20 protein-coding genes are annotated in these 22,867 nt (G+C 49.4%); 14 read left to right on the forward strand and 6 right to left on the reverse strand.

The annotated features are described in order from the left end of the window. Window positions 1–435 precede the first annotated feature (435 nt). Entirely contained in the window at window positions 436–1,731 is a 1,296-nt protein-coding gene (gene ltrA, locus JOY44_RS29220) for a group II intron reverse transcriptase/maturase (RefSeq protein ID WP_171574387.1), read from the reverse strand. A gap of 557 nt (window positions 1,732–2,288) precedes the next feature. Here ltrA (JOY44_RS29220) and JOY44_RS29225 point away from each other — a divergent pair. From JOY44_RS29225 to JOY44_RS29260, 9 genes are all read left to right on the forward strand, one after another. Next, a protein-coding gene (locus JOY44_RS29225) for an IS1 family transposase (RefSeq protein ID WP_415881111.1) occupies window positions 2,289–3,039 on the forward strand; the annotation gives its coding sequence in 2 pieces (ribosomal slippage) (window positions 2,289–2,546 and window positions 2,548–3,039; 750 coding nt in all). A gap of 593 nt (window positions 3,040–3,632) precedes the next feature. Continuing rightward, window positions 3,633–4,148 (forward strand): helix-turn-helix domain-containing protein, encoded by a 516-nt coding sequence (locus tag JOY44_RS29230; protein WP_171572405.1) that lies wholly within the window; start codon window positions 3,633–3,635, stop codon window positions 4,146–4,148. Next, window positions 4,145–4,711 (forward strand): IS630 family transposase, encoded by a 567-nt coding sequence (locus tag JOY44_RS29235; RefSeq protein WP_171572406.1) that lies wholly within the window; start codon window positions 4,145–4,147, stop codon window positions 4,709–4,711. Before JOY44_RS29230 ends, JOY44_RS29235 begins: the two co-directional genes overlap by 4 nt. Before the next feature lie 6 nt (window positions 4,712–4,717). After that, complete coding sequence (ltrA, locus tag JOY44_RS29240) at window positions 4,718–6,010, forward strand: group II intron reverse transcriptase/maturase (RefSeq protein ID WP_171576919.1); 1,293 nt, start codon at window positions 4,718–4,720, stop codon at window positions 6,008–6,010. A 153-nt stretch (window positions 6,011–6,163) separates the two neighbouring features. Further along, window positions 6,164–6,295: a hypothetical protein gene (locus tag JOY44_RS32560; protein WP_281063348.1), complete on the forward strand. Its 132-nt coding sequence runs from the start codon at window positions 6,164–6,166 to the stop codon at window positions 6,293–6,295. 12 nt (window positions 6,296–6,307) lie between these two features. Next, window positions 6,308–6,445 carry a hypothetical protein gene (locus tag JOY44_RS29245; protein WP_203032224.1) on the forward strand — a complete coding sequence of 46 codons (138 nt, stop codon included), beginning with the start codon at window positions 6,308–6,310 and terminating at the stop codon, window positions 6,443–6,445. A 60-nt stretch (window positions 6,446–6,505) separates the two neighbouring features. Then, window positions 6,506–6,649: a hypothetical protein gene (locus JOY44_RS29250; protein ID WP_171576920.1), complete on the forward strand. Its 144-nt coding sequence runs from the start codon at window positions 6,506–6,508 to the stop codon at window positions 6,647–6,649. Window positions 6,650–6,951: 302 nt separating this feature from the next. Beyond that, a complete protein-coding gene (locus tag JOY44_RS29255; protein WP_171576921.1) occupies window positions 6,952–13,035 on the forward strand; it encodes an AAA family ATPase in 6,084 nt (2,027 codons plus the stop codon). After that, window positions 13,032–13,661: a response regulator gene (locus tag JOY44_RS29260; RefSeq protein WP_171576922.1), complete on the forward strand. Its 630-nt coding sequence runs from the start codon at window positions 13,032–13,034 to the stop codon at window positions 13,659–13,661. Before JOY44_RS29255 ends, JOY44_RS29260 begins: the two co-directional genes overlap by 4 nt. Window positions 13,662–13,812: 151 nt before the next feature. Here the strand turns inward: JOY44_RS29260 and JOY44_RS29265 are convergent, their stop codons facing one another. Together JOY44_RS29265 and JOY44_RS29270 are read right to left on the reverse strand one after the other, a co-directional pair. Next, complete coding sequence (locus JOY44_RS29265) at window positions 13,813–14,454, reverse strand: IS630 family transposase (protein ID WP_171571819.1); 642 nt, start codon at window positions 14,452–14,454, stop codon at window positions 13,813–13,815. After that, window positions 14,367–14,783 carry a helix-turn-helix domain-containing protein gene (locus JOY44_RS29270; RefSeq protein ID WP_171571820.1) on the reverse strand — a complete coding sequence of 139 codons (417 nt, stop codon included), beginning with the start codon at window positions 14,781–14,783 and terminating at the stop codon, window positions 14,367–14,369. Before JOY44_RS29270 ends, JOY44_RS29265 begins: the two co-directional genes overlap by 88 nt. Before the next feature lie 180 nt (window positions 14,784–14,963). Between JOY44_RS29270 and JOY44_RS29275 the strand changes: the two genes are divergently transcribed. The 5 genes from JOY44_RS29275 to JOY44_RS29295 all read left to right on the forward strand — a co-directional run bounded on the left by JOY44_RS29275 (window position 14,964) and on the right by JOY44_RS29295 (window position 20,989). Continuing rightward, window positions 14,964–15,668: a pirin family protein gene (locus JOY44_RS29275; protein WP_171576923.1), complete on the forward strand. Its 705-nt coding sequence runs from the start codon at window positions 14,964–14,966 to the stop codon at window positions 15,666–15,668. A 104-nt stretch (window positions 15,669–15,772) separates the two neighbouring features. Next, window positions 15,773–15,970: a hypothetical protein gene (locus JOY44_RS29280; protein WP_171576924.1), complete on the forward strand. Its 198-nt coding sequence runs from the start codon at window positions 15,773–15,775 to the stop codon at window positions 15,968–15,970. Between the two features lie 152 nt (window positions 15,971–16,122). Then, window positions 16,123–17,064 (forward strand): DUF5996 family protein, encoded by a 942-nt coding sequence (locus JOY44_RS29285; protein WP_415881150.1) that lies wholly within the window; start codon window positions 16,123–16,125, stop codon window positions 17,062–17,064. Between the two features lie 24 nt (window positions 17,065–17,088). Then, window positions 17,089–19,653, forward strand: a complete 2,565-nt coding sequence (locus JOY44_RS29290) for a filamentous hemagglutinin N-terminal domain-containing protein (RefSeq protein WP_197985795.1) — start codon at window positions 17,089–17,091, stop codon at window positions 19,651–19,653. Window positions 19,654–19,915: 262 nt separating this feature from the next. Then, on the forward strand, window positions 19,916–20,989 hold the full coding sequence (locus tag JOY44_RS29295; RefSeq protein ID WP_171575882.1) for an IS630 family transposase: 1,074 nt from the start codon (window positions 19,916–19,918) through the stop codon (window positions 20,987–20,989). 155 nt (window positions 20,990–21,144) lie between these two features. Here JOY44_RS29295 and JOY44_RS29300 read toward each other — a convergent pair whose 3' ends face one another. Genes JOY44_RS29300 through JOY44_RS29310 form a run of 3 tightly spaced genes read right to left on the reverse strand, consistent with a single transcriptional unit; the run spans window position 21,145 to window position 22,646 of the window. Then, complete coding sequence (locus JOY44_RS29300; protein WP_171576925.1) at window positions 21,145–21,834, reverse strand: hypothetical protein; 690 nt, start codon at window positions 21,832–21,834, stop codon at window positions 21,145–21,147. A gap of 9 nt (window positions 21,835–21,843) precedes the next feature. Further along, window positions 21,844–22,338, reverse strand: a complete 495-nt coding sequence (locus tag JOY44_RS29305; RefSeq protein WP_171576778.1) for a hypothetical protein — start codon at window positions 22,336–22,338, stop codon at window positions 21,844–21,846. Continuing rightward, a complete protein-coding gene (locus tag JOY44_RS29310; protein WP_171576779.1) occupies window positions 22,338–22,646 on the reverse strand; it encodes a DUF4058 family protein in 309 nt (102 codons plus the stop codon). The genes JOY44_RS29305 and JOY44_RS29310 overlap by 1 nt, the downstream gene beginning before the upstream one ends. Window positions 22,647–22,867: the final 221 nt, after the last annotated feature.

The following is a 22,867-nucleotide window of genomic DNA, read 5'->3' on the forward strand; positions in this document are numbered from 1 at the left end:
ATGTAGATAAGTTTCATGGTACGTACCAAGGGTATCAGAATCGTTCAAACTCGGCGATTGAGGAAGCGAGTCCTACTTGTAAAACAAACAACCTCAAAAGAGACAGTCAGAAGAGCGATCGCAACTTGGCGTTTCAGCCCTAAAACCCTCTAAAACAACTTGTCTATCTATCTATCAAAATCGAACCGATGAGACGAGTTTTGATGCAGTTACAGGAGAGTGACTTCGGTCAGTCTTGACATGAGATTTGTAGTCTGGGTCGAGTAGAGAGGGTTCCTCCAATGTTTAGGCTTGCTTTGTATTCCCCGTTGCTCTCCCCTTTCGGAATACGAGAGTGTCACACGATTTAGCCTTGCATCGTTGGAAACCTCCCCCTCACAGAAGCCTGCCTGCGGTTTTCCCGCACAAGCCTCTTCATTGAGCCATTCACCTGCTCTAATAAAGCGACACTAAGCGACCAGGTCTGGGGAGAGGATGCCACGCCAGATAGCGTAGAAAGCTCTCCCAGCGAAAGCTACGTCGTTGACTCCGTCGATTCAGCCATTTGAAGACCAGCTTGTGAACTGCGTCTTCAAAGTGGTAGAGCGCATGACCGTTGTCGGTGACCCCAAAGTAGTTGAAGTGTCCGCGCAGCTTTTGCCCGATTGCTTGCCATAGCTGAGGCAGCTTATGAGCATTGCGTTTTTGCTGCAACCATTGATTGAGGGTGACTAACGCACGGCGAAATCGTTTCTTTGAAGTCTTGCGCTTTAATCGGGCTTTTCCGTTGCGACTCTTGCCCCAGTAATGGGTGAACCCCAGAAAATCAAAGCTGGGGAATTTTCTCCCGTACTTGAGGGCTAGACCCGCTTGCCGCTTGCCGCAGGGAAGAAGTTGGGTTTTCTCCTCATTGAGGCGCAAGCCGAACTTCTCCAATCGCTTGGGCAGAACCCGCATGAATCGTCGAGCATCGTCCTCGAACTCAAACAAGGCAATGCTATCGTCCGCATACCGGATCAGAGCGCAGTAGCCTCGGCAGTGCTGGCGCACAATGGTGGTAAACCACTGATCTAGCACAAAATCCAAGAACACATTTGCAATGACGGGGGAGACTATCGAGCCTTGCGGGCTACCCAATTCATCCTGTACTACGCCGCCTAGGGTTTGGACTCCGGCTTTGAGCATTCGCGCAATCACCTGTAGGAATCTTCTATCCCGAATCCGCAGGGCTAATACCTTGAGGATTTCCTGGTGCGGCATGGTGTCGAAGAATTGAGCCAGGTCTAGGTCTGCAATCCACCCAACGGGTTGCCCCATGACCTCCTGATGCAGTTGCCGCAGGGCATCATGACATCCTTTATGGGGTCGAAACCCATAGGAGTTACTGAGGAATACCGGTTCGTAAATTGATTCTAAGACCCGACGAGTCATCTCCTGAACGATTTTGTCTTCAACGCAACTAATTCCCAGAGGGCGCAAGCTGCCATCTTCTTTGGGAATCTCGACTCGTCGTACCGCTTGGGGTCGATACGACATCTGGTTCAGTTTCCGGTGCAACCCCTGTAGATTTTCCTCCAGGTTCTGTCCGTACTCCGTTTTCGTCACTCCATCGATTCCAGGCGCTTTGTTGTCTAGCGACTGAAAGCAGGCTCGCAGATTCTCCACACTATAGTGGTGCATCAGGGCACTGAAGACAGTCCCTGGTTCTCTGTGAGCCCGTTCGGCTATCCGCTCGATTCCTGTTGTCACCATACTTCCACCTCTGAGTGTGGTTGATGTTGCCTTCGAGTGTTCGACCCAATGTGTCCCCCTTCGCTCCGTGGGCGTTACCCCACTTCTTCACTACTATGGGGACATCCGACTTCCCATGAATCGTTGAGCGTTCTTCCGGTTTGCCGGTTGTGCGGCTCTACCCCCCGATGGAGGAGTTCATGGGACCTCCCGAGTTCCCGACTCTACCTTGATGACGTGCTACGGTCTCCGACCCCGGTGGACCCTCCAGAACCCTGGCAGTTGGCTCTGTTGGTTTTGCCTTCCACAACACGAACTGTGTCGGCATCCACGTGTATGTCTAATTTCGGGGCTCAATCCCTTCACGCTTTCGCATTGCAGCCCATCATCTCCCTGTGTACGCTTCACTGTCCTCGTTGCCGATGACAGCGCAACACTCGGTACTTGGTGCCTTGCCAAGGCTTCCCTGACCAGGTTCTTCCCCTGGTTGGCAGAGCCGAGCTTCGCTCGGCGCACTCGTCTTCTAGACCTGTGGAAATGCGAGAATACAGACAGGCGTTTACCCGTGAACTTACAGCATGGTTTTAGAACCTGTTCTTTGTCCTGATTGTGGAAGCAATAACGTGGTCAAGCACGGTCGCTCTGAGGAGAGCAAGCAACGTTATAAATGTCGTAATTCGGAATGCGCTCGCAGCACCTTCATTCGAGACTATGCTTACCGAGGCTACTTGCCCGAAGTCAAACAGCAGATTGTTGATATGGCAGTCAACGGGAGTGGCATCCGAGATACTGCACGAGTGTTGAAGATTAGTCCGACTACGGTGATTGAAGAGTTAAAAAAAAGATCGACATCTCAAAGCAGTCAATGAAGCTCGTCTAGCCCAGCTTGAACCGACTCAAACCATCGTCAAGCTGTGCCAATGGGAGGATGTAGAGGCAGAAGTGGATGAGATGGGTCGTTTTGTCCACTCCAAGCAACAGCAACGTTGGTTGTGGCACGCCATTGATCATGCAACAGGCGAAGTATTGGCATATGTCTTGTCGAACCATCAAGACACGGCTTTTCTCGAACTCAAGTCATTGTTGGAGCCATTTGGGATTATGCAGTTCTATACGGACGGCTGGGGTGCTTATGAGCGACATCTGGAGCCAGCGTTTCATACCGTTGGTAAACACAATACTCAGACGATTGAGCGTAAGCATTTGACTTTACGGACTCGGATCAAGCGATTAGCTCGCAAAACTATTTGCTTTTCTAAGTCCATCTGGTTGCACGATGTAGTCATTGGACTGTTCATCAATCGCTATGAATTTGGCTTGCTGGTTTAGAGCTATCCACAGGTCTAGAAGACGAGTGCGCCGAGCGAAGCTCGGCTCTGCCAACCAGGGGAAGAACCTGGTCAGGGAAGCCTTGGCAAGGCACCAAGTACCGAGTGTTGCGCTGTCATCGGCAACGAGGACAGTGAAGCGTACACAGGGAGATGATGGGCTGCAATGCGAAAGCGTGAAGGGATTGAGCCCCGAAATTAGACATACACGTGGATGCCGACACAGTTCGTGTTGTGGAAGGCAAAACCAACAGAGCCAACTGCCAGGGTTCTGGAGGGTCCACCGGGGTCGGAGACCGTAGCACGTCATCAAGGTAGAGTCGGGAACTCGGGAGGTCCCATGAACTCCTCCATCGGGGGGTAGAGCCGCACAACCGGCAAACCGGAAGAACGCTCAACGATTCATGGGAAGTCGGATGTCCCCATAGTAGTGAAGAAGTGGGGTAACGCCCACGGAGCGAAGGGGGACACATTGGGTCGAACACTCGAAGGCAACATCAACCACACTCAGAGGTGGAAGTATGGTGATACCAAATTAAATTGGAGCCATTACAGATCAGATAAACTGAGCGATGTAGAGGTGAGAGTCTAACAATGGCTGGAGTAAGCGCAATCGCAATTAAAGAAAGTCTCGAGGAGCTAGGCACCCGTTTGCGAGCGGTTGAACAGCCGATACTCAAAGAGCGATTGCAAGTGTTGTACTGGCTCAAACAAGCGCACGCACCGAGTGTCAGTCAGATTGCGATTGCAATTGGCAGGCATCGGGGCACGGTGCAAAAATGGTTAGCCCTGTACCGAGCGCAAGGATTAGAAGCATTGCTGGTGGTTAAACCCACTCCAGGAGGAGGCAACCGGGTGATTCCAATGTGGGCGGAGGTTGCCTTAGCCAAGCGATTGCAGGAACCGAGCAATGGGTTTAGCAGCTATGGGAAGGTGCAGCAGTGGCTGTTAGAGAGTTTAGGGGTAGAAGCCGAGTATCATGCGGTCTACCAGATGACGCGCTATCGACTCAAAGCGAAACTCAAGGTCGCCCGTCCTCAAAACATCAAGCAGAACCGAGTCCAGCGAGAGGCATTTAAGCAAACCTCGCAGACGACCTCGACTTATTGAGTCAGTACTATCGGCAGGTGCGCCAGGATGAGCGACCGATTCGTTACTTCGCACAAGATGAGAGTCGCTTTGGACTTCACACGCTCATCGGACGATTAATTACGGCAGTTGGGGTTAAACCCATCGGGGCGTGGCAATGGATATTCAAAGCATTCTGGCTATACGGTGCTGTGGAACCTACCACAGGAGAGTCCTTTTTCTTGCAATTCTCCCATGTCGATACCGCATGCTACCAATGGTTCTTAGATGAGTTCTCCAAGGCTTACCCCGATAGTCTCAACATCCTGCAAGTGGATAACGGACGGTTCCACAAAGGCAAAGACCTTATTGTGCCAGAGAACATTATCTTGGTGTTTCAACCGCCTTACTGCCCAGAGTTAAATCCTATCGAGCGTTTATGGGAACATCTCAAGGCGGATCTCAAGTGGGCTGCGTTCAAAACGCTTGACCAACTGCAATCCAGGGTTGATCAACTCTTAGCCCAGCTAACCCCTCAAGTGATTGCTTCCCTTACAGGCTACCCCTTTATCCTCAATGCACTATCTGTCATTGACACCATTTAAATTGGTATGACAACAGGAATCGAGCGGATAGCCGAACGGGCTCACAGAGAACCAGGGACTGTCTTCAGTGCCCTGATACACCACTATAGTGTGGAGAATCTGCGAGCCTGCTTTCAGTCGCTAGACAACAAAGCGCCTGGAATCGATGGAGTGACGAAAACGGAGTACGGACAGAACCTGGAGGAAAATCTACAGGGGTTGCACCGGAAACTGAACCAGATGTCGTATCGACCCCAAGCGGTACGACGAGTCGAGATTCCCAAAGAAGATGGCAGCTTGCGCCCTCTGGGAATTAGTTGCGTTGAAGACAAAATCGTTCAGGAGATGACTCGTCGGGTCTTAGAATCAATTTACGAACCGGTATTCCTCAGTAACTCCTATGGGTTTCGACCCCATAAAGGATGTCATGATGCCCTGCGGCAACTGCATCAGGAGGTCATGGGGCAACCCGTTGGGTGGATTGCAGACCTAGACCTGGCTCAATTCTTCGACACCATGCCGCACCAGGAAATCCTCAAGGTATTAGCCCTGCGGATTCGGGATAGAAGATTCCTACAGGTGATTGCGCGAATGCTCAAAGCCGGAGTCCAAACCCTAGGCGGCGTAGTACAGGATGAATTGGGTAGCCCGCAAGGCTCGATAGTCTCCCCCGTCATTGCAAATGTGTTCTTGGATTTTGTGCTAGATCAGTGGTTTACCACCATTGTGCGCCAGCACTGCCGAGGCTACTGCGCTCTGATCCGGTATGCGGACGATAGCATTGCCTTGTTTGAGTTCGAGGACGATGCTCGACGATTCATGCGGGTTCTGCCCAAGCGATTGGAGAAGTTCGGCTTGCGCCTCAATGAGGAGAAAACCCAACTTCTTCCCTGCGGCAAGCGGCAAGCGGGTCTAGCCCTCAAGTACGGGAGAAAATTCCCCAGCTTTGATTTTCTGGGGTTCACCCATTACTGGGGCAAGAGTCGCAACGGAAAAGCCCGATTAAAGCGCAAGACTTCAAAGAAACGATTTCGCCGTGCGTTAGTCACCCTCAATCAATGGTTGCAGCAAAAACGCAATGCTCATAAGCTGCCTCAGCTATGGCAAGCAATCGGGCAAAAGCTGCGCGGACACTTCAACTACTTTGGGGTCACCGACAACGGTCATGCGCTCTACCACTTTGAAGACGCAGTTCACAAGCTGGTCTTCAAATGGCTGAATCGACGGAGTCAACGACGTAGCTTTCGCTGGGAGAGCTTTCTACGCTATCTGGCGTGGCATCCTCTCCCCAGACCTGGTCGCTTAGTGTCGCTTTATTAGAGCAGGTGAATGGCTCAATGAAGAGGCTTGTGCGGGAAAACCGCAGGCAGGCTTCTGTGAGGGGGAGGTTTCCAACGATGCAAGGCTAAATCGTGTGACACTCTCGTATTCCGAAAGGGGAGAGCAACGGGGAATACAAAGCAAGCCTAAACATTGGAGGAACCCTCTCTACTCGACCCCAAAGACAGGAAGGAAAAACCAGAGTCTGACGAATATGCGGCATACCTGACAGAGTATTACTCAGTTTGGTTAGAAAATTACGAGATGACGCAGCAAGCTTGCTAGGGGTGAATAAATATGGCTAATCATCTTCATTATCAAGATCCGAGGTGGGACCTTGCTGACCCTCACGATTACGAAATTGACCCCTACACCGTTGAGCCGAACTACTGGAACCAAGAGACCTCAAATCAAGAAGACACTTGGCGCTACTAGAAGCTGATTAAAGATTACGAATTTCAGGAGCGGGGTGGTTTTCAGGTCTATGACTGCGTGATGGCTCAGATTAATCCAGATTGCTGTGTTCCGGCTGTGATCATTGAAGTGGAGCTAGATAGCTTGGTTGTCACAGGTGCAACGGCTGATACAACTGGAAAAGACCATCGAATTTCAAAAAATGCTGCTTGTTGGGTATGGTAGGAAGTGAGGAGGGTGCTGTTAAAGCAGCCCTGGAGACTGAAGTAGAAAATGAGCCTGAAGTATGTGGCGTTGACTAGAGCAAAGGTTAGACCTAATTTTTGTGCTGAAAGAATGATATTTTGCTATAGCATTCCTAGTGTTTTAGCTAACGATAGCCATTACGTCGAGGTTGCTCAAATTAAGCCAGAGTGATTTAAGAGGAATACCTCATTAATAGGCTGACCTGTCTCAATTTTTCGGAATTCTGTTGAGATCGATATAATTGGCGGCATAGCTCATGACATCCTTTAGGAGGGCGTTCTATGATTGCTTTATCTGGAATTGCCATCCAAAGCAAAATTTACGAAAGCTCAAATTCTCTGGTGTATCGGGGCATCAGGGAAGAAGATGAGCGAGAGATCGTCATCAAACTGCTCAAGCAGGATTATCCCTCTCCTCAAGAATTAACCCGCTACCGACAGGAATATGAAATTACCTGCTCTCTCCACCTGGAAGGAGTAGTCAAGGCATACAGCCAGCAGGAGTATCAACGCACGCTGGTTATTTTCTTAGAAGACTTTGGGGGTGAGTCCCTGGAGCAATGGATGCGGCGGCGCTCAGATTTCTGCCCCATGCCCTTAGCCACTTTTTTACGGCTGGCGATCGCACTCACCGATATTCTGGGCAGTATTCACGCCAACAATATCATTCACAAAGATCTTAATCCTGGCAACATCGTTTTGAACCCAGATACTGGCGTTGTTAAAATTATTGACTTTGGAATAGCTACCCGATTTAACCGCACGAATCCGACGTTCAAAAGTCTCCACGTATTAGAGGGCACTCTTGCTTACCTCTCTCCTGAGCAAACTGGGCGTATGAACCGTTTGCTGGACTACCGAACCGATTTTTACTCGCTCGGTGTGACGTTCTACGAACTACTCACCGGACAGTTGCCGTTTCCCAAAACAGACATCCTTGAACTTGTCCATTGCCACATCGCAAAGCCGCCCATACCACCACAGGAATTGAATGCAACAATCCCTAAAGCAGTTTCAGACATCATTTTGAAACTGATGGCGAAGAATGCCGAGGATCGCTATAAAAGTGCTTGGGGCATCAAAGCAGATTTGGAGCTGTGTGCTGAGCAATTAGCAGCAAGCGGTCAAATTAACGACATCCAACTGAGTCTACAAGATGTTTCAGATCAGTTTCAAATTCCCCAAAAGCTATACGGACGGGAGGCGGAAATCGCCGCATTATTGGCAGCGTTTGAGAGAGTAGCAGGAGGAAGTGAAACGGAGATAGAGAGACGCGGAGAGGGGGAGAGCGATAATATTCCCACATCCCCGCATGCCCGCATCCCCGCATCCCCGTATGCCCGCGTCTCCGCTTCTTGTGAAATGCTACTTGTCTCTGGCTACGCTGGCATTGGTAAATCAGTGTTAGTGCAGGAACTCTATAAACCAATCACAGCAAAGCATGGCTATTTTATCTCTGGTAAGTTTGACCAATTTCAGCGCAACCTTCCCTACAGCGCGATCGCAGATGCTCTGCAAAAATTGGTGCAGCAATTACTCGGTGAACCAGACGAACAAGTACAACAGTGGCGATCGCGCCTGCTAACAGCGTTGGGAAGCAACGGACAACTCATTATTGATGTCATTCCCGAATTAGAACTAATCGTCGGCAGACAGCCGCCATTAACCGAAGTTGGATCAACGGAGGCACAAAATCGGTTTAACCTTGTCTTTCAAAAGTTCATTCGAGCCTGCTGTTCCTGTGAACATCCTTTGGTTATTTTTCTAGATGATTTGCAATGGGTAGATTCAGCCACGCTTAAACTTATTGAGTTAATCCTGAGCGACCGTGTGACGCAATCCTTGCTTCTGATTGGAGCCTATCGGGATAACGAAGTTACCCAGGCACATCCGCTTCTTGCAACAGTAGAAAAGCTAAAACAGGAAGAGGTTGCAATTAATCAATTAACGTTAGCTCCGCTGGGACTGGGGGCAGTGGCTCAACTGACTGGTGAGACTTTGCACACCTCTACTGAGTCGATCAAGCCTTTAGCAGAGTTGGTATGGCGGAAAGCAAGCGGCAACCCCTACTTCACGAATGAGTTCCTCAAAACGTTGTACACCGAAGATCTAATCGTCTTCAACGTTAATCAACAACGCTGGCAATGGGATGTTGCTCAGATCAAAGCCAAAAATATTACCGACAATGTGGTGCAGTTGATGATCGGGAAGTTGAAACAACTGCCGGAGCAAACTCAACGGGTTTTACGTTTAGCGGCTTGTGTTGGTGCTGAATTTGATTTGGCGGCACTCTCAGCCATTTGCGAACGATCAGTGGCTGAAATTTTTGCAGAACTGACAACAGCGACTCAGTCGGAATTGATTCTAGCTACTTCAGAGCTAGATGAGAACCTATTAATTCAAAATTACAAGTTTTCACATGATCGCGTTCAGCAAGCTGCCTATGTTGTGATTGATGAATCACACAAACAAGTGGTTCATCTTCAAATTGGTCGTAATCTGCTGGGAAAAACTCTGCTAGAGCGCCGATCAGACCAACTATTTGAGATTGTGGATCATCTCAATCATGGGATTGAGATAATTACTGACCAAGTAGAACGAGATGAAATTGCCAAACTGAACCTATTGGCAGGTCAGAAAGCAAAGGGGGCGATCGCTTATAACGTGGCTCAAAACTATTTAGCCACAGGCAGAGCATGGCTGGCAGCCTCTAGCTGGCAAAGCAACTATCACCTGACCTTAGATTTATATACAGAAACGACAGAAATCGCGTACTTGTGTGGCGAGTTTGAGCAGGTAGAGGATTGGGCGGCAATTGTTCTACAAGAAGCCAAGACAGTTCTCGATACTGTAAAAGTGTATGAAGTCAAAATTCAAACTAATATGGCACAGAGCCAGCCATTGAAGGCAATCGATACAGCATTGCAGGTTTTGCAGAAACTGGGAGTTAGTTTTTTCAAAACACAGAGTCAGTCAGATGTTCAACTTGAACTTGGCGCAATTATCTCACTCATGGGTGAGAAACCAATCGAGGACTTGATCCATTTGCCAGAAATGACCGAACCGGACAAGTTGGCGGCGATGAAAATACTATCAAGTATTACGATCGCCGCCTATGTCGCAGCTCCTGATTTGATGCCTTTGCTTGTGACTAAACAAGTAAACTTATCAATTCAGTATGGTAATGCTGTTGTATCTCCCTTTGCCTTTGCCTTTTACGGATTGATTCTTTGTGGAACGAGCGGGAACATTGAGAATGGGTACGAGTTTGGGCAACTTGCGCTAAATCTGTTGACATACCCTAATACCCATTCTCTCAGGGCTAGAACATTACTCATTGTGAATAACTTTATTATTCATTGGAAAGAACATATCAGAAACACAACCCAATCCTTGCTAGAAGCCTACCAAAGAGGTTTAGAAACTGGAGATTTAGAGTTTGCTGCTTATTGTGCTCATTGTTATTGTTTCCAATCCTACGCAGTTGGAAAGGAACTCGTAGAAGTTGATCGCGAGATGACGAAATACAATGAAGCACTCCGTCAAATCAAACAGAAAACGGCGCTAACCTGGAACCAAATCTTTCAGCAGACGATCGCAAATTTGGTGGGCTACTCGGTCAATCCAACCCGTCTAGTTGGTAAATTCTACAATGAGGAGAATGGATTGCCACAACATGAAACAGCAAATGATGGAACTGCAATCTTTGATGTCTATTTCAATAAACTTTTTCTATGCTATCTCTTTTCTCAATATGCTCAGGCAGTTGAAAACTCAACCATAGCAGAACGTTATTTGATCCGAATAACAGGCACACCTCTTGGTCCTTTTTACCACCTCTATGATGCGCTCGCAAGGCTAGCGACATACGCCGAAAGCAGCGTTCAAGCACAGGCGGAAATCCTGAAAAAAATTGCAGTTAGCCAGGAGAAATTGAAGCAATGGGCACACTATGCGCCCGTGAATCATTTACATAAATATTATTTAGTGGAGGCGGAGAAGGCACGAGTGTTGAGTCAATTGCTGGAGGCAGAAGAATTTTACGAGCAAGCGATTCAGGGAGCAAGAGACAATGAATATATTCAGGAAGAAGCCTTAGCCTATGAATTAGCTGCCAAGTTTTACTTGTCTCGTGGTCGAGAAAAGTTTGCCCAAACCTATATGAAAGAAGCACACTACTGCTATGAGCGCTGGGGAGCGATTGCGAAGGTCAAAAATTTAGAAACTCGCTATCCACGGTTCTTTCCTCAGTCATCGGGTGTCGCTGATACGTCAATTCGCACCACTGCTAGAACCACTTCTACCACCTCACCTATCGCTTTCGATTTAGCAGCGGTAATGAAAGCATCTCATGCGATTTCAAGTGAAATTGAACTGGATCAGTTGCTCAATTCCTTTATGCAGCTCTTAATCGAGAATGCGGGAGCGCAAAGCGGGTGTTTGCTCTTGGAAAGCTCAGGCGTATGGGCGATCGAAGCTGCTTGTGAACTCAATGAGGGTGAGCAAGTTTGTGTGACACAAGTGCTGCAATCGATTCCAACAGTACATCGCCTACCCGAATCAATCATTCAATATGTGATTCGGACGCATGAACCTGTCATCCTCAATGACGCGATTCGTGAAGGAAATTTCACAAATGAACCGTACATTCAACGCAATCAAACTCAATCAATGCTCTGCTTGCCGCTACTCAATCAAAGTAAGCTTGTTGGCGTGTTGTATCTAGAAAACCAATTAGCGGCTGGAGCTTTTACACCTGATCGAACACAAGTTCTGCATCTATTATCAATCCAGGCAGCGATTGCGATTGAAAATGCAAAACTCTACTCTAAACTACGCGACGGCAAAAGTCAGATAAATCAATTTCTAGAAGCAGTTCAAGTGGGAATTGCGGTCTTAGATGCGACGGGTCACCCTTACTATGTCAATCAACGAGGCATTCAGCTACTAGGCAAAGGCGCTGATCCTACCGTAACACCAGATTATATTGCAGAGGTCTATCAAGTTTACCTGGCTGGAACGGATCAAAACTGTTCCCCTGAAGAGATGCCAATCGTCCGAGCGTTAAAAGGCGAACGTACAAGAACGGATGATTTAGAGATTCATCAAGGCGAGACAATCATTCCCATTGAGACATGGGGAACTCCTATCTTTGATGAGCAAGGCAATGTTGCTTACGCGATCGCTGCCTTTCAAGACATTACAGAACGCAGACAAGCAGAGAAACTGCTAGCTGACTACAACCAAACGTTGGCGCAACAAGTCACTGAGCGGACGTTGCTCTTATCTCAGGAAATTGAAGAGCGTCAACGAGTTGAAAACGCTCTGCGACAGAGTGAAGAGCAACGCAAGCTGACAATGGACTTCAGTTACATCGGCACTTGGAACTGGGACATCGTAGAGAATACAGTCAATTGGGATGATAATCACTTCCGATTGCTGGGGTTAGTACCCGGTGAAGTTGAGAGTAGCTATCAGGCATGGTGCGATCGAGTTCATCCAGAAGATATCGATCGAGTTGAGCAAACGATTACGGCAGCCCTAGCAAGCCGCACCGATTACGAAGCTGAATATCGAGTGATTTACCTGAATGGCAGTATTCGTTGGTTAGTGAGTCGCGGTCGAGGCATTTATAACCAAGCTGGACAGCATGTGCGAATGCTCGGTGTCATTCTCGACGTAAGCGAACAGCGAAACGCCGCACTACGTGAACGCAAACGAGCCGAGCACGCCTCCATTCTGGAAGAACGCAACCGGATGGCGCGAGAAATTCACGATACGCTGGCACAGTCCTTCACAGGCATTCTGCTTCAGGTAGGAGCGGCAACACAAGTGCTGACAGACGATTTGGAAGCACCCCAGGATCATCTGGAAATGCTGGAAATGATTGATGAACTGGCACGAACAGGATTGGCTGAGGCTCGTCGATCAGTGGCAGCACTCCGTCCCCAACTCCTGGAAGAGGGCAACTTGCATAGTGCTCTACAGCGCCTTGTGGTTCAGATGAGGGGCACTACCGAGACGGCACTCCTTTATGAAAGCAAAGGTACAGCCTATCCCTTACCAACTGATGTTGAAAATCACTTACTACGGATGGGGCAGGAAGCACTGACCAATGCCATTAAATACGCGGATGCCAGCGAAATTCAATTGCAGTTGGTGTATGAGGCTGCACGATGTACACTGTGCGTTAAAGATAATGGGCGGGGCTTTAGTGTTGGTAGTGTTCCATCGGGCGGTGGTTTTGGATTGCTAGGCATGAGCGAGCGAGCAGAACAAATTGACGCACAATTGTCGATTCAGAGCCAACCTGGGCAGGGCACCGAAATTGCCGTCATTGTCAATCGAGCGGAACCATCACGATGAGTCAACTCACTACAATTCGGGTTCTAATTGTTGACGACCACACCGTTGTCAGACGAGGGCTGGCAACGATCATTAACCGTGATCCAGAAATGACGGTCGTTGCTCAAGCCGAAGATGGGCAGCAGGCGATCGACCTGTTCCGGGAGTATCAACCCGATGTCACGCTGATGGATTTGAGTATGCCTCAAATGGGAGGAGTGGCAGCCATTACGGCGATCTGTGCTGAATGTAAGCAAGCGCGAATTACGGTGCTCACCACCTACGATGGCGATGAAGATATCTATCGCGGCTTGCAGGCGGGGGCACAGGGCTACCTGCTCAAAGATGCAAAACCCAACGAGCTGCTGAATGCGATTCGCACGATCCATAGCGGTCAAAAGTATGTGCCGCCAGCCGTCGGAGCAAAACTGTTGCAGCGCATGAGCCATCCAGAACTGAGTGAACGAGAGCTAGCGGTGCTCCGTCTGATGGCACAGGGAATGAGCAATGCCGACATTGCAGCTGCCTTAAGTATTGGCGAAAGTACCGTCAAGTCGCACATCAACCGTCTTTTAAGTAAATTAGGCGTGAGCGATCGCACTCAAGCCGTAATTGTTGCCGTTAAGCGCGGACTGGTCAGTTTGTAGGCTGTACTAAAGTTGGAATTGAGATAGCACTTTAGTTGGAGCCAGCCTTGCATTGTGAGATGGACTATTTTACCCATCGCTCGACTGTGCAAAAGTGTCAACCCTGAGTGGAAGACAAGTGGGAGGCGTTTACTTACGGCGGATTGCAGTGTTAAGAGGGACAGTAACAGCAGTGTGCAAACCAGTTGTGCAAATGTTGAGGATCTATCAAATCCATCGCTGTGGCAATGAGGGTATCTACCCTTTTCGAGGTTGTCGGCGAGAACTGTCTTAGGAAAGCCTTTAACTGTGACCACCAATGCTCAATCGGATTAAATTCGGGAGAGTAAGGAGACAGATACAGAACCTTCGCTCCAACCGCCTCAATTAAAGGTGCAATGGCTTTTACCTTGTGAGCAGGCAGGTTATCCATGACCACGACAGCCCCTTTCCACAGTTGAGGCACAAGACACTTTGAGACGTACACCTCAAAGACAACCGCGTCCATCGACTGATCTATCGTCATCACAGCCAGCACCTTTGAGACGGTAATCGCGCCCATGACACTCACCTTCTTGCCCCGATAAAAAGGTTTGAAGTCATACGCTCGTTCCCCAGGTGCAGCACGGGCATGGGTTCGCATGAGTCCCAGTAGAACACCCATCTCATCGAGAAACACTAAATCTTTGAGTTCTATACTCGTCACCTGTGCCCAGTACTCCTGTCTCAGGAGTTGGACTCGTTCGCTGGTGGCTTGGCTGGAGCGGAGCGTTTTTTTTTGCGCGGTAAATTGAGTCTCTGAAAGGTTCGGCACATAGTACTTTGGCTAACCCATAGCCCAGTCTCATCAAAGAGTAGCTCACAATATTCCGCTAAGGTCGCATCGCGCTGGTTCTCGAAGATCGCCACTAACTGGTCTTTGTGCTCCATCACAGGACTCACCGAACCACCCTGCTTATGGGGAACGACGTGACCTTCTGTGCGCTTCTGAATCATCCATCTCTCGACGCAACTCTTGCTGACAGCAAAGCGGGCAGCAACTTTTCGGATCGAGCTATCACCCTTCTCCATAGCACTTACAATCTTCTCTCGAAAGTCTATGGAATACGGCTTCATTTTTGACCCAACGTTGTAATCCTTCATTGTCCTCTATCTGACTGCAATCCGCTGTAGATTAAAAATGGAATACAAAGCGGAGTAGCGGTTGTTTCAGCTTTGTTATCAGTGGAATTCAATGACAACAAACCGCTTCACCCAAAAGTTGGGAAGAACCTAAATAAGTCAGTGTATACAATAGCTCCTAACGATTCAGAGGTACAAAATATGATTACGATTCGATCGGCTCAAGACCGAGGTATTGCTAATTTTGGTTGGCTCGATAGTCATCACACCTTCTCTTTTGGCAACTATTACGACCCCAACTATATGGGTTTTGCTGCTCTGCGGGTGATCAACGAAGATAAAGTCACTCCTGGTCAAGGCTTTGGCACTCACGCACACCGTGATATGGAAATCATTTCCTACGTCCTCGAAGGTGCATTAGAACACAAAGACAGCATTGGCACCGGGTCTGTGATTCGTCCGAGCGATGTGCAGCGAATGTCTGCCGGAACAGGCATTCAGCACAGTGAGTTTAATGCGTCTTCCACGGAACCTGTGCATTTCCTGCAAATTTGGATTCTGCCAGAACAGAACGGGATTCAACCTGGCTATGAGCAGAAAACCTTTGCTGAGACAGAAAAGCGTGACACATTACTATTGATTGGCTCTCGTGATGGGCGTGACGGCTCCATTACGATCCATCAAGATGTGAATCTCTACGCTACCGCTTTGCAGGAGGGTGACAAGGTAAGCCATCCCGTAGCAGAGGGACGAGTAGCCTGGTTGCAAGTGGTGCGTGGTGCCGTGCAGGTGAATGAGCTAACGCTGACTGCTGGCGATGGTGCTGCGATCGCTCAAGAAGCACAAATCACCCTACAAGGTGCGTCTAATGATTCTGAAGTGCTGTTGTTTGACCTGGCAGCCTAACGTTGAAGGATGCTTGAATGCGCTTCAGGCATCTTCTTGCCGCATATAGAAGGTTACTGAGAAACCTGTTCTTTCTGTCAGTCAATCAGTAGGTCTACTAACCGATGACTGACAGACCTATAACCCCGAAAAGCGCCTGCAAAAACAAGGGCTGGCTCAAGCCTTTAACCATCTGCGAGTGGGTCTGTGAGACTGGAACTGATTTTTACGCAGGGGTCGTCAGTCAAGTGAAGCAGGAGATCGAGCTAACGAATGCCCAAATCGCGTCGCGTCGTTCGACTCCCTACGTGAGTGGTCGGTAAACCTAGTTCTGCAAAAGCGCAGATAGCAAATTCTTTAGATCGCCAAACGTTGAGGAGTGAGCAACTTAAATAGTTATACGATCGCAGCAATTGGTCATAGACTTGGATGGGTTGATCGGTCATTACCGCTAATTTGCAGAGAGGTTCGCATTGTGACTATTTCCATAGCTAACTCATCTCCTCATGTTTGGCTGCCGTTGCCCGTTGCCGCCTGGCAGGACACCTATCAAACGCTCCATTTGTGGACACAAATTATTGGCAAAATTCGTTTAGCCTTGGCACCCAAGCTCAACCATTGGTGGCATTCAACGCTGTATGTTACCCCACGTGGACTCACAACTTCAACCATTCCTGATGGCACCCGCAGCTTTCAAATCACCTTTGATTTTTTGAAGCATCAACTGTTGATTGAGACCAGTGATGGCATCACTAAAACCATTGCGCTGGCACCTCGCTCGGTCGCTGATTTTTATCAAGCGGTCATGCGTACTTTGAAGGACATCGGGATCGAGGTGCAAATTTGGACGATGCCGCAGGAAATCGCTGATCCAATCCCGTTTGAGCAGGATGAGCAACATGCGGCTTACGATCCAGAGTTTGCCCAACGGTTCTGGCAGATTCTGATGCAAGCCGATCGCCTCCTGACAGTTTTTCGAGCTCATTATGCGGGGAAGTGTAGCCCTGTCCATTTCTTCTGGGGCAGTTTTGACCTGGCAGTGACGCGCTTTTCGGGACAACGTGCGCCAGAACATCCTGGTGGAGTGCCGGGTATGGCAGATTGGGTGACGCGAGAAGCCTACTCCCACGAGGTCAGCAGTTGCGGCTTTTGGTTTGGGGGTGGATCGATCGAAGCCCTGTTCTATGCCTACGCTTACCCAGCACTAGAAAGCTTTAAGGATTATCCCATCCAGCCTCCAGCCGCGTTTTATAGTGCGGATATGCAGGAATTCATTTTGCCCTATGAAACCTTGAGGCAGTCTGATGACCCTGATGCAATGGTGTTGGAGTTTCTCCAAAGCACTTACGAAGCAGCGGCAAATTTAGGACATTGGAATTGTGCTGCCTTAGAATACAAGCCAGTCCTTAAAGGCTAAAGTCACCCTTTGTGGATCGCCCTTGTGAACGAAGGTAGCAACATGCACAGATCGCACTTAACAGCATGGGTTTTGATGGGTAGTGTTCTGGGTGCATCGCTTTGTACTCAACCGATCGCCGCTCAAGTAATCCCTGATGCCACACTGCCAGCAGGAGAGCGATCGCAAGTGTCTGGTAATCCCAATGTTCAGATCGATGGTGGAGCAAGGCGAGGGGGTAGCCTGTTCCATAGCTTCAGCCAGTTTTCGATTCCCACAGGTGGGTCTGCTTACTTCAACAACGCTATTGATGTACAGAACATTTTCAGCCGCGTGACGGGTGGGTCAATCTCGAACATTGATGGGTTGATCCGAGCAAATGGAACGGCAAATCTGTTTCTGCTCAACCCGAATGGGATTTTGTTTGGTCCAAATGCGTCCCTCAATATTGGCGGTTCGTTTGTTGCCAGTACCGCTGACAGCATCAACTTTGCCGATAATTTTCAGTACAGCGCTACAAATCCTCAAACGACACCGCTGTTGACGATCAGCGTTCCCGTTGGATTGCAGATGGGAACCAATCCAGGGCGCATTGCGATGCAGGGGAATGGCTACGATTTATCCGTTGCAGTGCCTATTTTTTCTCCTCTTGTCAGAGGCAGTAGTACAGCAGGTTTGCGGGTGCCAGCCGGTCGAACCCTCGCTTTGATTGGCGGAGATATAGACATTGCTGGCGGCACGCTGACGGCAGAGCAAGGACGTATTGAATTGGGTAGCGTGCGTGACGGGCAAGTAAACCTCAGTTCTACAAATTCTGGCTTTGCGTTTGATTATCAAGAAAGCCAACGCTTTGGTGATATTCGCCTCTCACGACAGGCGCTAGGAGATGCGAGTGGAGGCGGATTAATTCAGGTACAGGGGAATCAGGTATCACTGGCGGATGGCTCACTGCTATTGATTCAGAACCGGGGGACTCAGGCTGGAGGGAGCATCAGAGTGGATGCTACTCAGTCTTTAGAACTAAGCGGAGGCAGCCCAGATGGTAGATTTACTGGCGGCTTGAATAGCCAAACTGTGGGAGTTAGGAGTGGAGCAGATGTTGCAGTCTCAACTCGACAATTGGCTGCTCGATATGGAGCAGCAATAATTGCTCGCTCCTACGGATCTGGTAGGGCAGGTAACATAACTGTGCAAGCCTCTAATTCAGTGCAAGCCGTCGGTTTTTCGTCCATTAATCCTAGTGTACTCAGTACCATCGGTAATAGTGCTTTCAGCTCTGGAGATGCGGGAGATGTCACTGTGTCAACACAGAAGATAACGATTCTTGAGGGAGGAACCATTGGATCGGTAACGTTTGGCATCGGTCGCGGCGGCGATGTCACTGTAAATGCGTTTGACTCGATAAAACTGATTGGACAGAGCAGTCTTTCCAGTCAAAGTGTTCTAAACGCTCTTACTATTGGTGCTGGAGATGCTGGGCAACTCACGGTCAACACTTCAAGGTTAGTGGCTCAGGATGGAGGAGCCGTTACGACTGTCACTCTGGGGTCTGGTCGCGCAGGTAGTCTCACCGTCAATGCCAAAGAGTCTGTAGAGGTCAGTGGTCGCTCCCCGCTTTTTCTGCCCAGTTATGTGGGTTCGTCTGCCCCGATTGCAAGTGATACTTTAAAGCAAGCTTATCGACTGCCTGACAGACCCAGCGGAAATTCAGGCAGCGTGACCATTAATACTCCCCGTTTGAGTATCAGTGATGGTGCATATGTCGGTGTCAGCAATGATGGCACCGGGAGTGCTGGCACCTTGCGGGTAACCACCAACTCGATTGTTGTAGACAATAGTGGTGCGATTACAGCCGCCACTGTATCTGGAGAAGGGGGCAACATCGACCTCAACGTGCGCGATTTTCTGCTGCTGCGAAACAATAGTTCGATTACCGCATCGGCAGGTGGTACAGGTAATGGTGGCAACATTCAGATTAATGCAGGCTCGATCGTGGCTGTACCCAGTGAAAATAGCGATATTCGTGCCAATTCCGTCAATGCTCGTGGCGGTAGCGTCACGATTAATGCCTCTGGTATCTTTGGCATCCAGTTTCGCCCTCAAAACACCCCTTTGAGCGACATCACCGCAACCGGAGCCAGTTCTGCCCAGAGTGGCACGGTGCAACTCAACATCGAACGCTTTGACCCCACCTCTGGTTTAGTCGCACTTCCCACAACGGTTGTCGATTCATCCCGCCTGATTGTCCAGGGTTGTCCTGCCAATCAAGGCAACTCTTTCGTCATCAGTGGTCGCGGTGGTTTGCCTCCCACGCCTGAACAACAATTAGACGATGATGCGGAGTGGAGCGATCGACGCAGGCTAAACGTGGCTCAGAAGATGGATCAGAGGAGTAGAGGACGCGGAGACGCGGACTTCGGCGTGAGCGCTCAGTCGAACGAGACGCAAAGACGCAGAGACGTTTCTTATGCAAAATCTCCCGACACTCCAATCATGGAAGCGGCTGGAGTGCAGGTAACTTCTACGGGGGAGATCTTTTTGGTTGCCAGCACCCCTGACCCTACGATACAGAATCGATTGAATCAAGCAGTTACCTGCCAAGAAAGGTAGCATAAGCTGCTCAAAGACTCAGTCGCTAAGTATGCTTGCCGAACTAGAGACTGCCTTAAGCATCGGCGAAAGCCCTGCCAAATCGCACATCAATCGGCTTCTAAGTAAATTGGGCGTGGGCGGTAGCTTGCCCTGATTTGTCAGTTCGCACTCAGGCCGTAATTGTTGCCGTTAAACGTGGGCTTGTCAGTTTGTAGGTTGTACTTTATACGGAATTGAGTAGGGGAGTATCATTTAGCAAGATGAAAAAGGTACTCTGTCCATGCCTCGACCCCGCACTCAAATTAGCCCTCATCTAGACTACGCAGATCTAACTCAGCGGTATGTTCAGTGCCAAGATGCTGGCGAGAAAAACCGTTGGTTGGTGATTCGATTGCTCAGTCATCCAAAGACTCCGATGAGCATCGAACAAACCGCTGAGATTTGTGGACTCAGTTGTAGTGGAGTGCGGAAAATTGCCCGTCGCTACAACGCCGAGGGTGCGGTCGGACTAGTCAATCGGCAACGCTTGAACCCTGGGGGCAATCGGTTGGCTTTAAGTGATGAACAGCAACGGCTATTGCGGCAACGCTTACAGAGTGCCCCGGATGATGGCGGACTCTGGAGTGGACCGAAAGTTGGGGAGTATATCGAAACCTACTTTGGCATTTGCTTACACCCCTCAACAGCCTGGAAGTATCTACGACGTTTGGGGTTGAGCTTGCAGGTGCCGCATCCGGTGCATCATCAAAGCGCAACCCTTGAGCAGCAAGCAGAGTTCAAAGCAGGATTAGCAGGTCATGTGGCGTGGTTGCGCTCGTTGTTTCCCAATCGGGAGATTGTAATTTGGGCGGAAGACGAAGCTCGATTAGGCTTGCAACCCATTGTCAGGCGGGTTTGGGCACCCATAGGAGAACGCCCATCAGCGCATCATTCTCGCCGCTATCAATGGGTCTACACCTATGGTTTTGTCCATCCTGCCACTGGAGCGAGCTACTTCCTTTTATTGCCCCGTGCCAATGTCTCCATGATGCAGATGGCGTTAGAGCTATTTGCGGCTCAGGTCAATCCCCATCGTCAGCAGTTGATCATTCTATTGGTTGATCAGGCCGCGTGGCATATGAGCCAAAAACTTCAGGTGCCCCCCGGCATTTTCTTCTACCCGCTATTGCCCTATACCCCCCAACTGCAACCCACTGAATGTGTCTGGTCTTTGCTGCGCGAAGCAATCGCTAATCAAGTGTTTGACAATCTTGATGCTTTAGAGGATGTCTTAGTCAAGCGGTGCCAATGGTTGATGCAGCATCCTGTGATAGTTCAAGGCAAAGTGGGCTTTGATTGGATTCAAGCAATTTAATCTGGTCAAAAAGTACTGCCTTCCGCAATTCCGTATTAGTTGTTATCTTTACTGGGTTTCACTACGAGGATTTGTTAGAGCAGTAGAGGCTTTCTCCTCAAAGAACAACTGCGAGTAGGTCATAGTCTCAAATTAGCAATCGCTCACTCGCATCACTAACTGAGTACCCAAATTTGTGCCGTTTCATAAAATTCACCCCGTTGCTGGAGCGTAAATCCTCCCAGTAGTAGCGCCAGCCAAAGTTGAATTAGAGGCATTCCCGTTGATTGCTGAAGCTCAACCAGTGGAGCCATAGAAACTTGTTGTTCTGCCATCCACTGAGCGATTGCCCTTGCCCACGCTGCCACATCTTCATCATGGGCGATCGCCCACGTGTGGTTGAAGATTTCTGCTTCCGTAAGGTCTGGCTCCTGGCTCATCTGTTGATCTAGCACTTGCAGCACTGTGGTTCGATTTAATTCCCCAACCACTGAATCACCCTCCGCAATCGCTTGCCGCTCTGTGATTTTTCTAGGTAGAGTCGCCAAAGGTTTGATGAACTGGTCGAAATCCACTTCCATCGTCTGCCGGACATACTGATCGAACGCCTCGGTTGGCATCACCGGACCCTCATCGCTGGTGGTTGCCTCCAATTCCTCAAATGCCAGAGCCGAGCGATCGCAAAAGACCTGAGCAATTTGGGAGATCGCTTCTGCTGCTACCTGTAACTGCCCCACTGTATCCAACGACAACAACGCCGCATCCAGCCCATCCAGCAGTTGCCCCACATCTGCTTCATCGGGTGCGATCGCTGCTTCCTTTAGCACCTCCCACAACCCCAACTCTAATTGCTCAATCTGCCTCATCTCTTAATCTCACCCATGCAGTGGACAGGGACGGGATGCACATAACTCCGGGTCAAGCCGCATTTGACTGGCAAACTTTTTAATGCCGTATCGCTCCTCCAAGACACTCAACATCTTGTTTACATACTGATGCACTTGACTCGGCACCATACCCGCACAATGCACGGTTGGCACAATCGCCACCTTCTCCTGTCCCTGCCAAATCTCTGCTGAGATCGCATGAACAGGCGTGTCCACTCCCGCTTTGCGATACACCACCAGCACCCCAAACACCAATCGACTCAGTGGCTCAAATTCCACTGAAATCTGCTCTAATTCCCCTTCTTTGCGTTTGCGGCTGCGAGTCTGATTAATGCGCTCGCGATTTCTGGCATACGACCTGCGACTATAGCAAACCGCCGGGTTCCAGCAACGATCGCCTTCTGCCCCATGCAACGCCTGTGCCTGCTCCGCTGACAAGGTCGCACACTTACGGCATTTCTCTGGTAAGGCTCTTTTAGACATTACACCTCGGTTCTCAAGGGTGCGAGTAAGGCATCTACCCACCCTAAAGCGTCTGCTGTTAGCACGGGTTTAGGAGAAAGTTCACGATAGTCGATCAACAAGTGATAAAACACCTCATCGTAGATGTCACGCAGGGCAGCCGCTAAATCCAGTGGCGCATCAACATCCGGGAGACATAGCGGCACGGTGTAGCCCGGTTGGATTTTAGGAGCAAGCTGCTGTCGAATTTTACTGGCTAAGGCATTGTGGACATCGACCCACAGATAGCCTTCCAAGTAGGGATCCATCCCAGGAAAAGGTGACGGCATGGCAAGACTCCCGAATAGGCAGTATGAGAGCATTATAGTTTCTAATCTCAGCTCAAAATCCTAACTTCGTCTGAGCCTCATCATATTCCAGATAATGGTTATTATCCGGAATATGATGAATGGGAAATTTTGAGTTGCTGACCCTGAGTACCTGTTGAAATCGCGATCGCTCAACAGAACCGGAAGCTTAATAGCTATCCTAGCGAGAACCAGTAAGACTA

Source organism: Leptolyngbya sp. Cla-17 (assembly GCF_016807185.1).
In the GTDB taxonomy this organism is placed as follows: Bacteria; Cyanobacteriota; Cyanobacteriia; order Leptolyngbyales; family Leptolyngbyaceae; genus ULC077BIN1.

What these genes read in the sequence shown, in the direction of transcription:
- JOY44_RS29280 (WP_171576924.1), top strand. Translation starts at nt 15,773, where the DNA reads ATGACTGACAGACCTATAACCCCGAAAAGCGCCTGCAAAAACAAGGGC.
- JOY44_RS29310 (WP_171576779.1), bottom strand. Translation starts at nt 22,646, where the DNA reads ATGCCGTCACCTTTTCCTGGGATGGATCCCTACTTGGAAGGCTATCTG.
- ltrA (WP_171576919.1), top strand. Translation starts at nt 4,718, where the DNA reads ATGACAACAGGAATCGAGCGGATAGCCGAACGGGCTCACAGAGAACCA.
- JOY44_RS29255 (WP_171576921.1), top strand. Translation starts at nt 6,952, where the DNA reads ATGATTGCTTTATCTGGAATTGCCATCCAAAGCAAAATTTACGAAAGC.
- JOY44_RS29305 (WP_171576778.1), bottom strand. Translation starts at nt 22,338, where the DNA reads ATGTCTAAAAGAGCCTTACCAGAGAAATGCCGTAAGTGTGCGACCTTG.
- JOY44_RS29245 (WP_203032224.1), top strand. Translation starts at nt 6,308, where the DNA reads ATGGCTAATCATCTTCATTATCAAGATCCGAGGTGGGACCTTGCTGAC.
- JOY44_RS29300 (WP_171576925.1), bottom strand. Translation starts at nt 21,834, where the DNA reads ATGAGGCAGATTGAGCAATTAGAGTTGGGGTTGTGGGAGGTGCTAAAG.
- JOY44_RS29230 (WP_171572405.1), top strand. Translation starts at nt 3,633, where the DNA reads ATGGCTGGAGTAAGCGCAATCGCAATTAAAGAAAGTCTCGAGGAGCTA.
- JOY44_RS29295 (WP_171575882.1), top strand. Translation starts at nt 19,916, where the DNA reads ATGCCTCGACCCCGCACTCAAATTAGCCCTCATCTAGACTACGCAGAT.
- JOY44_RS29260 (WP_171576922.1), top strand. Translation starts at nt 13,032, where the DNA reads ATGAGTCAACTCACTACAATTCGGGTTCTAATTGTTGACGACCACACC.
- JOY44_RS29275 (WP_171576923.1), top strand. Translation starts at nt 14,964, where the DNA reads ATGATTACGATTCGATCGGCTCAAGACCGAGGTATTGCTAATTTTGGT.
- ltrA (WP_171574387.1), bottom strand. Translation starts at nt 1,731, where the DNA reads ATGGTGACAACAGGAATCGAGCGGATAGCCGAACGGGCTCACAGAGAA.
- JOY44_RS29270 (WP_171571820.1), bottom strand. Translation starts at nt 14,783, where the DNA reads ATGAAGGATTACAACGTTGGGTCAAAAATGAAGCCGTATTCCATAGAC.
- JOY44_RS29250 (WP_171576920.1), top strand. Translation starts at nt 6,506, where the DNA reads ATGGCTCAGATTAATCCAGATTGCTGTGTTCCGGCTGTGATCATTGAA.